At 40.6% G+C, this 13094-nt stretch carries 13 protein-coding genes; 2 read left to right on the top strand and 11 right to left on the bottom strand.

The features are described 5' to 3' along the window. Nucleotide 1 precedes the first annotated feature (1 nt). The 4 genes from ACEQ1T_RS07165 to ACEQ1T_RS07150 all read right to left on the bottom strand — a co-directional run bounded on the left by ACEQ1T_RS07165 (nt 2) and on the right by ACEQ1T_RS07150 (nt 3149). Entirely contained in the window at nt 2–718 is a 717-nt protein-coding gene (locus ACEQ1T_RS07165) for an MIP/aquaporin family protein (RefSeq protein ID WP_372530239.1), read from the bottom strand. A gap of 173 nt (nt 719–891) precedes the next feature. Then, nucleotides 892–1437 (bottom strand): glycerol-3-phosphate responsive antiterminator, encoded by a 546-nt coding sequence (locus ACEQ1T_RS07160; RefSeq protein ID WP_370222240.1) that lies wholly within the window; start codon nt 1435–1437, stop codon nt 892–894. Between the two features lie 65 nt (nt 1438–1502). Continuing rightward, a complete protein-coding gene (locus ACEQ1T_RS07155) occupies nt 1503–2162 on the bottom strand; it encodes a phosphatase PAP2 family protein (RefSeq protein ID WP_370222239.1) in 660 nt (219 codons plus the stop codon). A gap of 132 nt (nt 2163–2294) precedes the next feature. After that, a complete protein-coding gene (locus ACEQ1T_RS07150; RefSeq protein WP_206837778.1) occupies nt 2295–3149 on the bottom strand; it encodes a Ku protein in 855 nt (284 codons plus the stop codon). A 146-nt stretch (nt 3150–3295) separates the two neighbouring features. Between ACEQ1T_RS07150 and ACEQ1T_RS07145 the strand changes: the two genes are divergently transcribed. Further along, nucleotides 3296–5134, top strand: coding sequence for a DNA ligase D (locus tag ACEQ1T_RS07145; protein WP_370222238.1), 1839 nt, complete (start codon nt 3296–3298; stop codon nt 5132–5134). A gap of 15 nt (nt 5135–5149) precedes the next feature. Here ACEQ1T_RS07145 and dapF read toward each other — a convergent pair whose 3' ends face one another. After that, nucleotides 5150–6133: a diaminopimelate epimerase gene (gene dapF, locus ACEQ1T_RS07140; RefSeq protein ID WP_370222237.1), complete on the bottom strand. Its 984-nt coding sequence runs from the start codon at nt 6131–6133 to the stop codon at nt 5150–5152. 133 nt (nt 6134–6266) lie between these two features. Here dapF and ACEQ1T_RS07135 point away from each other — a divergent pair, with 133 nt between their 5' ends. After that, entirely contained in the window at nt 6267–6545 is a 279-nt protein-coding gene (locus tag ACEQ1T_RS07135) for a hypothetical protein (RefSeq protein WP_370222236.1), read from the top strand. A 19-nt stretch (nt 6546–6564) separates the two neighbouring features. Here the strand turns inward: ACEQ1T_RS07135 and ACEQ1T_RS07130 are convergent, their stop codons facing one another. The 6 genes from ACEQ1T_RS07130 to ribD all read right to left on the bottom strand — a co-directional run bounded on the left by ACEQ1T_RS07130 (nt 6565) and on the right by ribD (nt 13041). Next, nucleotides 6565–7821, bottom strand: a complete 1257-nt coding sequence (locus tag ACEQ1T_RS07130) for an EAL and HDOD domain-containing protein (protein WP_370222235.1) — start codon at nt 7819–7821, stop codon at nt 6565–6567. A 178-nt stretch (nt 7822–7999) separates the two neighbouring features. Next, nucleotides 8000–9298: an NCS2 family permease gene (locus tag ACEQ1T_RS07125; protein WP_370222234.1), complete on the bottom strand. Its 1299-nt coding sequence runs from the start codon at nt 9296–9298 to the stop codon at nt 8000–8002. 282 nt (nt 9299–9580) lie between these two features. Beyond that, nucleotides 9581–10057 (bottom strand): 6,7-dimethyl-8-ribityllumazine synthase, encoded by a 477-nt coding sequence (gene ribE / locus ACEQ1T_RS07120; protein WP_206837792.1) that lies wholly within the window; start codon nt 10055–10057, stop codon nt 9581–9583. A gap of 14 nt (nt 10058–10071) precedes the next feature. Further along, a complete protein-coding gene (locus ACEQ1T_RS07115) occupies nt 10072–11265 on the bottom strand; it encodes a bifunctional 3,4-dihydroxy-2-butanone-4-phosphate synthase/GTP cyclohydrolase II (RefSeq protein WP_370222233.1) in 1194 nt (397 codons plus the stop codon). Between the two features lie 25 nt (nt 11266–11290). Beyond that, nucleotides 11291–11944, bottom strand: a complete 654-nt coding sequence (ribE, locus tag ACEQ1T_RS07110; RefSeq protein WP_370222232.1) for a riboflavin synthase — start codon at nt 11942–11944, stop codon at nt 11291–11293. Then, nucleotides 11944–13041, bottom strand: coding sequence for a bifunctional diaminohydroxyphosphoribosylaminopyrimidine deaminase/5-amino-6-(5-phosphoribosylamino)uracil reductase RibD (gene ribD, locus ACEQ1T_RS07105; RefSeq protein WP_206837799.1), 1098 nt, complete (start codon nt 13039–13041; stop codon nt 11944–11946). Before ribD ends, ribE (ACEQ1T_RS07110) begins: the two co-directional genes overlap by 1 nt. Nucleotides 13042–13094 lie beyond the last annotated feature (53 nt).

The following is a 13094-nucleotide window of genomic DNA, read 5'->3' as shown; positions in this document are numbered from 1 at the left end:
TTCAGACGTGTGCTCTTCCGATCTCTTGGTAGAAGCTTGAGCCCATTAATCCCCCTAGGATTGGACCCGCTACCGGTATCCATGCATACCCCCAGTTCGATTTCCCTTTTCCTGCAATGGGAAGAAGAAAATGAGCAATGCGCGGTCCCAGGTCTCGAGCTGGATTAATCGCATAGCCAGTTGTCCCTCCGAGCGACATTCCGATTACAACAATCAGAAGGCCTACAGCAATCGGATTTAAGCCTTCTGTAAATTGATTTGCTCCAATAAACATCAATCCCAGTACAAGAATAAACGTCCCAATTATTTCACTCAATAAATTTGAAAATGTATGGGAAATTGCAGGACTTGTTGAGAAAACAGCAAGCTTTGCACCCTGGTCTTCTGTTTCTTTCCAGTGAGGCAGATAGTGAAGGAATACAATAACCCCTCCCAAAAAACCTCCCAGGACTTGAGCCAGAATATAGCCAGGCACGTCTGCCCAAGGGAAATCCCCGCTAAGCGCAAATCCGATCGTTACAGCAGGATTCAAGTGTGCCCCGCTAATCGATCCTACAGCAAAAACCCCCATCGTTACAGCAAGTCCCCAGGCAATTGTGATAACAATCCATCCTCCATTAAAAGAGAAGGTCTTTTTTAAATTCGCCCCTGCAACAACGCCTCCTCCAAAAATAATCAAGATCATCGTTCCAATTATTTCTCCCATATAAGCAGACATCTGAAAAATCCCCTTTCCCATTTGGATGTTCGGAAACAAAAAAGGAGATTCACGACAGATTAAGCCTTCAAAGGCAAAACTGTGTGAATCTCCTAATCTCCGACACATAAATTAACTTGTTAAACCGAGTATACAAGTCTATGAAAACGTTGTCAAACGTTTCTTGAACATTTTTATGAAAACCTTTCCCATATTTCTATTTTTGATGTTGTAATGGCAGCTGCTCCTGCATCAAGCGCATTCTTCACTTCTTCTTCTGAGCGGATGAGTCCTCCAGCAAATATGGGGGTATTCAAACGTTCATTCACTTCTTTTATCATCCATGGCATGGCACCCGGCAACACTTCTATGTAGTCCGGCCTGGTTTTCTCGATTAATTTATAACTTTTTTCAAGTGCGTGCGAATCGATGAGGAAAATCCTCTGGACTGCGATCACTCCTTTTTGCTTTGCTTTCAGGATGACGCTGGATTTCGTAGAAATTAGCCCGTAAGGCTTAAATTCCTGGCAAATATATTCTGCGGCATAGTCATCGCTTTTCAAGCCATGAATCAGATCAACATGATAAATCATTTTTTTGCTATGTGCTTTTGCCATCTGCGAAACATTCTTCAGCTGCGAAATGTGCATATCGAGAAATACACCAATTTCATAGGGACTATCCAGGAACTTTTCAAATTCTTTCATGTTAGAAGATGCCGGCAAAATTTTTTGATTCATTCTTTCCACTCCTGTTTCTGTTATTTCCCTATGTTATAAAGAATGTGAGCATTTCTCAATACCCATTATACATTTTTGCGGTACTCATAATAGCGGAATCCAATTATCATTATTGTCAGCCAGGCACCTCCGGCTGCAAAACCGGCAATAACATCACTAGGAAAGTGTACGCCTAAATAGATGCGGCTTAATCCAATCATGATGATAAAGCAGCCAAGCATCAGTGTCCATGCAGTCTTCCATCGTTTTCTTTTTGCCAAATGGATGATCATATAGGCCAGCGAGCCATAAAAAATAAAAGATCCCATTGAATGTCCGCTCGGAAAACTGAACCCCTGCTCCTCGATCAGAGGTCTGATATCCGGTCGTTCTCTTTTGAAAATCCATTTCAGCAGCAAGTTAAAAAGTGCTCCAAGACCAGATGAAAGAACCATGAACCATGCAAGTGAAGTCTTTTTAAACAAAAACAAAAGTACAGCTGCCAAAAGTACAGAAAAAGCCAGCAATTTTACCGACCCTAAAAAAGTAATCACACTCATATATTCTGTGAGCCGGGGAGAAATAAATGCCTGTACATACTGAATGACAGCTTCATCAAATCGAATTAGCTCATTTTCCTTCAATTCGTCCACTATTTCAATAAAAAGCAGCAAAAACCCCCCAAAAATCGCAGCTGCCAACGCTAAGTAGATGATATTTTTAAATGTTATATTCTTCCTGTTCATTTATCCAAATCCTTTTTATTTATAGGATTACCACTAACTTTGGTAAACGGAACATTTTTTGAGATTTTCTTTAAAAATGAATAGTTTATCATTAAAAAACCGAGTTTGCACCAGCAAATTCGGTTTTTTCTATTAAGCCTGCTTTTTTGCTTTTGTTTTTGCAGGAGCACGTTTCTTTTTAGCTGCCGGTTTTTTCTTTGTTTCTGTTTCAGCAGGCTTAGTTTTATCAATGGATGCCTGCAGGGCAGCCATAAGGTCGGTTACATTGGCTGCAGGTTCTTTTTCAACAGGTGTGACTATATCTTTGCCAGTACGTTTTGCTTCGATTAGCTCCAAAAGAGCTGTCCGGTAGTCATCATTATATTTCTCGGGCTTAAATTCAGTGGTTAATTGATCAATCAGCATGATGGCAGTATCGATTTCCTTATCAGTCACTTTGTCTTCTGCAGGTACATTTGGCACATCCGCAGCCTTTCGTACTTCATCGGGGTAATGAATCGTCTCCATCACAAGAGTGTTTTCATATACCCGGACCACAGCCAGCTGTTCTTTGGATCGAATAATGATTTTGGCCAAACCTACCTTTTCTGACGTCTCAAGAGCTTTTCTTAAAAGGGAATAGGCTTTCCCTCCTCCGTCCCCTGGAGACATATAATAAGTACGGTTATAATAAATCGGATCAATCTCCTGTATTTTTACAAAGTCCATAATCTCGACAGCTTTATCCTCATTTTCCTGTTTAAGCTTTTCTAAATCCTCATCCTCTAAAACCACAAACTTTCCTTTTGTGTATTCATAAGCTTTTACAATATCCTCATTTTTAATTTCTACTTCACAAACAGGACATGTCTTCTCATATTTAATTGGCGAATGACATTCTTTATGAAGGTTCCGCAGTTTTATATCCTTATCTTCTGTAGCCGAGTGCAGCTTAATTGGAATATTCACCAGCCCAAAACTGATGCTCCCTTTCCACATTGTATGCATAGTCAAACTCCCATTCCTATTAGATGTAGTAATCATAATTTGTGTATTAACTAAATCGGAGATACGCTAAAACATTTGGAAACTGAGTAGTTTTAGCGGCAATGGCCAAAACTAATATGACGATTGCAGAAGGGAGGCCAAATTGAATGAGACCTATGCTGCCTACACTAACTTTCGATGTTCCGGAAGAGAAGGAGTGGCTCTTTGAAGCAAAGTATGATGGTTTTAGAGCAATCCTGCACCTGGACAAAGAACCCAGACTGACAAGCAGAAACGATAAGCCCTTATTACATCTTTTCCCGGAAATTAAGGCATATTTGGAGCAAAACAAAGATAAATTCGAACCATACCTTCCACTAACATTAGATGGAGAATTAGTCTTTCTGGAGAATGCCTATAAAGCTCATTTTGGGTCCATCCAGGTGAGGGGCAGAATGAGGTCTGAAAAGAAAATTCAAGAGAAAGCAAAAACTGCCCCATGCCGTCTTCTCATTTTTGACATTTTGATGGTAAAAGGTAAAAAAATGACTGATAATGTATACGCTTCAAGAAAAGCGGAATTGGAAGCATTGTTTAAAGATTGTAATATGCCTTTAAAACCTGATGAGAAGGATCCGAGGCTGATACAATTAATCCCTCCATACCGCAGCTTTAATGAACTTTGGGAAAAAATTGTCCTGCATGATGGAGAAGGAATCGTGGCAAAGCAACTGAAGAATAAATGGGAAGAAGGAAAGAGATCATCTTTATGGCTAAAATTCAAGAATTGGAAATACGTTTCCTGCTTTATCACTGCATATGAAAAATCAAATGGCTACTTTTATGCTGGTGTGTACCAGGGGGATGCTGTCATTGCAATCGGACAGTTTCTTTTTGGGTTGAAGCCCGATGAAAAACAAGCCTTGTTCCAAATAATCAAAGATAATAAAACAGATGAAAACAGCCAATTTATTTATGTAGAACCAGCCATATGTGTGGAAGTTAAGTATCTGGAGATTTATGAGGATCAAATGCGCGAACCGCACTTTCACCAGTTTCGCTTCGATTTGAAGCCTGATGCCTGCACTTATGATAAATTTATACAACAGCAGAAAAACCTGCCTCCCGAAATAGAAATCACCCATCCAGATAAGCCATTATGGGAAACACCAGCTATTCAAAAGGTTGATTATATTCACTTTTTAAGAGAGATTGCTCCATATATGCTGCCATTTTTAAAAAACAGGCTTTTAACTGTAATCCGCTATCCGCATGGGATCTTTGCTGAACCATTCTATCAGAAAAATTGTCCGGATTACGCACCGGATTTTGTGGAAACCGAAATGTCAGAAGGCATTAACTATATTGTCTGCAATAATCTTCAAACGCTGCTCTGGCTTGGCAACCAGCTTGCATTTGAATATCATATCCCATTTAAGACTATTTACAGCAAGGGACCAAGCGAAATAGTGTTTGATTTAGATCCTCCTTCGAGGGACGCTTTTCATCTTGCCATTAAAGCTGCTCTATTGATTAAAGAGGTGCTTGATCAGCTGAAGTTAATCAGCTTTGTTAAAACATCCGGCAATAAGGGTCTGCAAATCTATATCCCGCTGCAGGAAAATACGTATAGTTTTGATGATACCCGGCTGTTTACCGAATTTATTGCCCAGTATCTAATTTCCAAAGACCCCGATTCTTTTACAACAGAAAGATTAAAGAAAAATCGGGGAGGCAGGCTTTATGTGGATTATATCCAGCATGCAGAAGGCAAGACAATCATCGCTCCTTATTCAGCAAGAGGAAATAAGGCAGCGACTGTTGCTTCTCCTCTGTTTTGGGATGAAGTCAACGAGAAATTAACAATGGAGCGGTTTCAGATAATCAACCTTATAAAAAGGGTAAACAGCGATGGAGATCCATTCAGTTCTTATTTTCAGACAAAGGAAATTCAGCCCTTTTCTCCGGTGCTCGATTTTTTAAAACAGCAAAACAAAAAAGGATAAGGCCAGTGCCTTATCCTACATCCATTCTTTAAGTATTGCTTGGGCATATTCCTGAAGTTTGGCATACTGCTTAATTTCTTCAGTATATTCCTCTTTCTGGGACAGGGTGAACTCCGCTGGTTTTTCCAAATTGATTTCCGCTTCACAGCGGTAAACATAGCTGGCATTCCCAATTAAATCAATGGACTGTCTGCCATTCTTCTCATGAACTACACAGCGAACTTTTCCGCCATTATTGTATACCTCAACAGGCTCTTCGATATTATTAAGCCCATTCATGCAAGTGACAAGTGTTGAAGCGGACATGGCAGTACCGCAGGCATTGGTAAATCCTACTCCCCGCTCAAATGTCCTTACATAAATATGCCCTTTTTTTAGTGGCTTTACAAAGCTGACATTTACTCCATCAGGAAAGAAATCATTCGGCCCGTTCAAATATTCGCTGATCTTTTTTTGCAGGTCAGATGTAATATGCTCTTTCTCCACAATGGAAACAAAATGGGGATTAGGGACTGCTAAGGCCGTAAAAGCTAATTCCTCTGAAATCCCGCTGACTTTTTCATTAATTAAAGTTTCTTTATCGAGAACCAAAGGAAGATCCTTCAAATCGAATGAAACAGGTGATATTTCAACAAGATAAGTTGGAATATCCTCAAAGATGTCCTCTTGCTTTTTCACCTGCAAATCCGCTTTCATGGTTTCAATGATAGCTTCTTTTAGACCAAGAAGTTCACATACATAACGGGCAACGCATCTTAATCCATTTCCGCACATGGAGGCTTCTGATCCATCCGGATTAAAAACACGCATCCTGGCATCTGCTTTTTCGCTTTTTAACACGAAAAGAATTCCATCTGCTCCAAGTTCAGTGGTGCGGTCACATATTGCTTTGGCAAGCTCAGCACGATTCTCTTCTGTAAAATTATACGTATGGGAAATTTCGTCTATTATAAAGAAATCATTTCCTGATCCATGACATTTCAGCAGTTCAATGTTCATAGTAATACCTCCAAACCATTTGTAGCTCAACTTATAAATAAGAGTGCCATAAAAGTATGTATTATTCAATAATTGTTTTCTTTATTATATTATTAACTTATTAGAAAACTGATAAGTTCCGGCATTTAGGGAAGTGAACGATATTAATACTGATCTTTATACATTTAAATTTTTCATACAGCGGATCGAAGAGTTTGGAAGCGTTATTAATGAAAAAAACGCCTTTGTAGAAACAACGGCATTTTTTAATAAAACAATTGTATATGAAGGGATTATCCGGGTGCGTTTTAATGACTATGGAATTTACCCCTTCCCCGAGGACCTTTCCCAGGCAGACATTCCGTTGTCTGTTAAAAGGAAAATGGCCGCAGAATTGAAAAGATATATTAAGCCGCAGAAAAGATATCTGTAATAGCACCGAGGCTAATATATTAGATCGGCTGTTTGCTGGTATGTTTTTCAGGATTCATAAGCTGACTGGACCAGGCTAACGATTCTGAATAGATCTTAAAAATGGTTTTTTCATCAACATTCAGTTTCTCACACATTTCGCCGATCCTGCTCCATTGTGCTTTCTCTACCGCAAAAGCAAGATCGAGTATCTCTTTCAGCTTATTAGTTTTCCCTCGGAGTGCTTCACAAATATCATCCTGCAAAGGAAGTTCATCGAGAATTTGACTCATCGGGATATTCAGCAATGAATCCATTAATGAAAACATCCCTGTTATAAAATAACTGGCCGAAACACCTTTTCCGGTCCTGAGCCTCCCAATTTCCTCGCACATTTTGGCACGAGTCATTGACAATCTGATTGTCTCTTCAGCCAATTGGGAGTTTTGAATAATATTTTCCCTCACCGCCAATACATAGATCCACTTTTCAAGTTCTATCAATCCCAGCAGAACTATGGCCTGGCGGATTGAATTTATCTTTTGCTTTGGACGGTAAGCCGGGGAGTTTATTAGTTTCAGCAATTTATACGACAGTGATATGTCTCGTTCGATTAATTCAGTTATGCGGTCAAGACTTGGCTCCTCATTTGACAGGTTTTGAATCATCTCATAATATGATTGAAAATAGGACGGGACATCATGTGTAGACATAATGACAGGCTTCGCAAAAAAATAACCCTGAAAATAATCGTAACCCCTTCTTTTCGCTTCTTCGTAGCACTCTCTTGTCTCAACCTTTTCAGCAACTGTTTTAATTTTGAGCTGATTAACAAGCACTTCAATTCTTTCCCGCATATCTTTTGGTGTATTAAGAAAGTCCACCTTTATGATATCAGCGTATTTCAGCAATTGTCTTGCAAACGGATTGGTTTCATTGAATACATAATCATCAAGTGCTATCTGATAACCTAGTTCCTTCAAATCTTTGCAAATATTGACCAGTTCTGCACTAGGCTCAACAGTTTCAAGGATTTCGACAACGATTTCCCGAGGCCTAAAATATGCAGGGAGCTTGAGCTTCAGCAATTTTTCCGTAAAATTAATAAAACATGGCTTTCCTTCAGAAAGACGGTCAATCCCTATATTTAAAAAACTATTAATAATAACCTCAGCTGTGGCCTGATCTTCATCTATTTCTGGGAAGGCATTCACCTGATTATTCCTATACAGAAGCTCATAAGCAAACACTTCTTCTTTAGAATTGAAAATCGGCTGCCTTGCTACAAACACTTCCATTGACATACCTCCGAAAACGCCATATCACTATAGACCTATAGTAGCTCAATTCATTTATTGAGTATGTCGAAACTTGTTGAATAAATAGAAATTTTTATATTTTTATACAAAATTCCCCATTTTCCTTTGTTCAGTAAAAAAGAAAAAGGATGCCCCAATAGGCATCCTACTATCTATATTAACTAATGACATGAAAAACAAAGTTGAATAAAAATAAAGCAGCTATGACATACAATGCAAATGAAACTTCCCTTGCTTTGCCAATCGAGATCTTTAAGATTGGATAAAGAATAAATCCAATGGCAATGCCGTCCGCAATACTATACGTGAACGGGATCATCGCAATGATAAAGATAGCTGGAAAGCTTTCGCTCATATCCTTTAAGTCAAGGTTGCGGATGTTTTGAAGCATCAGTCCGCCAATAATGATAAGAATAGGTGCAATTGCACTGTTGGGAATCAATTTAATAACAGGAATAAAGAATGCTGATAGCATAAACAGCAATCCAGTTGTAACTGCTGTCAATCCTGTACGTCCGCCGGCAGCCATACTCGCTGCACTTTCAACCGTTGCTACAGTCGGGCTTGTCCCAAAAATACCTGACAATAATGCAGAAACTGAAGTTGCCTGAAAAGCACGCTTAAACTGTTCCGGCCTATTTATAAATCCAACATGACCGTGAACTAATCCGATATTTTCAAATACAAGAACCATTGTTAATGAAAAAATGGCAATCCAAAAAGTGATGGAAAGCAAGTTATCAAATGACATCGCTCCAAAAACTTCCATATAATCGGAAAGAGCGAACGGCTTTTCATCGGTATTTTGCACATTAATTGGACCAAAAGCCCATGCTATCAATGTTCCTGCTGCAACAGTAATCAAAAAGTTGCCAGGCACATTGCGCATGAATAAAATGATGGCAAGCAAGAACGTTAAGATGGTCGCAAGCACTTGCGGGTCTCCAAGTTCACCCATAGCAATAATGGAGTTTGTCCCTTTTTCAACGATTCCGCCTTTTTCAAGTCCGATCAGCATCAAGAAAAGTCCGAGCCCCACTGTTATTGCTTCTTTAAGTGAGTGTGGAATCGATTCGCTCAATGTCTTTGCGAATCGCGAAAAAGCCACGAATACAAAGATCAGACCAGATATAAAGACAACAGCTAATGCTTCCTGCCAGGATAAGCCCATGGATTGGACCATTGTATAGGAAAATAAAGCGTTAATTCCCATTCCAGGCACAAGGAGAATCGGTACATTTGCCCAAAACCCCATAATCAAACAGCCGGCAACCGATGTTATAATGGTTGCAAAAATGGCTGCTTCCAGCGGAATTCCTGCTTCAGAGAGAATTAGAGAGTTAACTGCGATAATATAAACAATCGTAAAAAAGCCGATTGCCCCAGCCATAACCTCCCTTTTTACAGTTGTTCCATTTGAATCAAGCTGAAAAAGCTGGTTAAACCACTTATTCATATATACTACCTATCTATTCAATTAGCCCTCTCCCTACCCGCTCTCCCCGTATATATCCCTCAGTTAAGAGTGATCAGTTAAAAGAACGGGTGAGCCACAAGCTGTATTTTATCAAAAAAAAACCTTTCTGCCAATAGAAAGGTCAGACGTCTGCTCATATTTTTCTAAAAAAAAAATCAGCGGATATTTCCCCGCTGATTTTTGATAGATATAGCAACAGGGCAAGACTGTTGCACTTGTAAGCATACACTTATTTTTTTCACGCTGTAAAAATGCGGAACCTTATTCACCGTCAGTTAATTGTCTATACAGATTGCCCATTTCAATAGCTCCAACAGCCGCTTCCCATCCTTTGTTTCCGGCTTTGGTGCCTGCACGCTCAATTGCCTGTTCAATCGTGTCAGTTGTAAGAACACCGAAGATTACAGGGACACCGCTCTGCAATGCAGTCGCTGAGACCCCTTTAGCCACTTCGCCGCTCACAAAATCAAAATGCGGTGTTGCTCCGCGGATCACTGTGCCAAGGGTGATGACTGCATCATATTTTCCGGATTGGGATAGCTTTTTAGCTGCCAGCGGGATTTCGAAAGCTCCAGGAACCCAAACAACAGTCACATCTTCTTCGCTTACTCCGTGGCGCTTAAGTGCATCTTCCGCTCCGCTTAAAAGCTTGCCTGTAATGAATTCATTAAAACGCGACACTACAATTGCCATTTTTAATCCTGTTCCTACTAAATGTCCTTCGATTACCTTTTTCATCTCTAATCGCTCCCTTAAAATTGTAATAAATGCCCAAGTTTTGTTTTCTTTGTTTTTAAGTAAATCTCATTTTCAGATTTGGCAGGCATTTGAAGAGGAACCCGTTCGGATACCTCCAGCCCATAGCCTCCCAGTCCAGCTATTTTGCGGGGATTATTGGTTAGCAGGCGCATTTTTTTTACCCCGAGATCTCTAAGGATTTGTGCACCTACCCCATAGTCGCGAAGATCGTCCTTAAATCCGAGCTTATGATTTGCTTCAACGGTATCGTAGCCCTCTTCCTGCAGCTTATAGGCTTTCAATTTATTGATCAGGCCGATGCCGCGCCCTTCCTGTCTCATATATAAAAGGATTCCCCGGCCTTCCTCTTCAATCTGCGATAATGCTGCTTCAAGCTGCGGCCCGCAGTCACAGCGGTTAGACCCGAATACATCCCCGGTCAAACACTCCGAATGAACACGAAGCAATACGGGTTCGTGTTCATCGATTTCTCCCTTTACAAGAGCAACATGGTCTTTTCCATCGATTGTGTTTGTATAACCTACCGCTCTAAAATCTCCAAATTCTGTTGGAAGCTGTATCTCCACTTCCCTTTTTACAATGGAGTCATGCTTCAATCGATACTCTATCAATTGCTGAATAGTAATCATTTTTAAGTTAAACTTTTCAGCCACTTTTTCCAGGTCATCCACTCGAGCCATGGTTCCATCATCTTTCATAATTTCACAGATAATCCCGGCTGGTGCTGCACCGGCAAGACGTGCCAGATCGACCGCAGCCTCTGTATGGCCTGCACGCCTTAGGACTCCTCCTTTTTTGGCCACCAGCGGAAAAACATGTCCCGGCCGGGAAAAGTCTGCAGGTTTAGCGTCTTCCTCAAGCATTTCTTTAATAGTGAATGCACGCTCAAATGCGCTGATCCCTGTAGTGGTTTTCACATGGTCAATACTGATTGTGAAAGCTGTTCCATGACTGTCAGTGTTTACTTCTGCCATTGGATTCAGTTCCAGCTTTTCAGCCAGCTCCTCAGTGATAGGTGTACAAATCAGACCTCTGCCTTCTTTAGCCATAAAGTTGATCGTATCGGGTTTCGCATATTCCGCAATTGCCAGAAAATCCCCTTCATTTTCCCTATCTTCATCATCACAGACAATGATGACTTTTCCTGCTTTTAAATCTTCTAATGCCTCATTTATTTCACTGAACATGGTTTATTGACCCTCCTTTTGCTAATTATAAGAAGCCGTTCTCCTTAAGGAATCGCTCTGAAATTGCTTCTTTAGGCGATGTGCTTTCCTGCTGCCTGTTCATGAAGGAATACAGATATTTGGCAAGCATGTCAAACTCAAGGTTAACGATGTCTCCCGCTGCTTTGAAGCCGAGTACCGTTTCACTTGCTGTGTGCGGAATGATCGAGACAGTAACGGTATTGTCTCCATTGCCGAAAACTGTCAGGGAAATCCCATCCACAGCGATTGATCCTTTCATGATAAGCAAATGGCTTAATGCACTCGGTACAGATATCTGTATATAAATGGCATTTTCACTCGCTGTTTTTTTTAAGATTTGACCTGTTCCATCAACATGCCCTGTCACAAAATGCCCGCCAAATCGGCCATTTGCCGACATCGCCCTCTCCAGATTGACTTTTGTTCGCTCTTTAATGGCAGAAAGCGAAGTGCTTTTAAATGTTTCAGGCATGACATCTGCTGAAAATTCATTTCTCGCATATTCTGTAACCGTAAGGCATACGCCATTTACAGAAATGCTGTCTCCCAGTTGAACATCTGATAAAACTTTGGAGGCCTGAATCGTCAGTTTCATGGCCTTGCCTTGCTGAACTACTTTTTTTACTGTTCCCAATTCCTCAATAATCCCAGTAAACATTATTCCTTGGCCTCCCTCAGCGGTTTTGCGGTAATTCTAAGGTCGCCGCCAATCCTTTCAATTTCTGTGAATTCCAGTACAGGGGCATCTTTTACATAGTCGGCACCGTCTCCGCCAATAAATGGAATCGCCTCGCTGCCTCCAATAATTTTAGGAGCCATATAAAGGATTATCTGCTGAAAGAAACCGCTTTTTATTAATGAAGCATGAACCTCTGATCCGCCTTCAACAAATAAAGTCATGATATTTCTTTCACCTAAATTTTTTAAAACTTCTTTAATCGGCACCTCATTAGCAGGAAAAGAAAAAATTTCAGCACCATACTTCTTTATCTCTTCTGCCTTTGACCGATCTATTTCTCTGCCGGTAAAGATTATGGTCTTTACAGACTGATCTCGAATGACTTTTGCGTCAGCCGGAATTCTGAGATTTGTATCTAATATAACTCGAATGGGATTTTTTCCGCCTTGGGGCAGCCTGGCGGTTAAAAGAGGATTATCGTGAATGATCGTATTTATACCTGTAAGTATCGCGTCATGTTCATGCCGTAGCCGATGTACATCCTGCCTGGATTCTGGAGAGGTAATCCATTTGCTGTCACCGGTTTTTGCAGCTGTTTTCCCATCAAACGATGAGGCTGCTTTAATGGTTACATATGGTGTCTTTGTTTTTATAAAATGAAAAAATGGTTCATTTAGGGCATCTGCTTCCTCCCTCAATATGCCGGTCACTACTTCAATCCCGGCATCCTGCATCCTTTCAATTCCTTTGCCGGAAACAAGAGGATTTGGATCCTCAGAAGCAATAAAAACCCTATTAATTCCTGAATTAATGATTAAGTCTGCGCATGGCGGAGTCCTTCCAAAATGGCTGCATGGCTCAAGAGTGACATAAATATCAGCGCCTTTAGCCTTATCGCCAGCTGCAGCAATCGCATGGACTTCAGCATGGGGAGTTCCTGCTTTCAGGTGAGCACCCATCCCCAGAATTTCACCATTTTTTACAACAACCGCACCCACCTGCGGGTTAGGGCTGGTTTGGCCTTTCGCGGCCGCTGCCAGACTGATGGCTAACTTCATATATTCCTGATGGTTCAAATTATCTGAATCCTCCTTCCCTTACTATTTCTCCAAATTAAGTATGAAACGGC

The organism is Cytobacillus sp. (assembly GCF_964223445.1).
Classification (GTDB): Bacteria; Bacillota; Bacilli; order Bacillales; family Cytobacillaceae; genus Cytobacillus.
The sequence above is the reverse complement of the archived record's forward strand: the minus strand, read 5'-3'. Positions and strand labels throughout refer to the sequence as shown.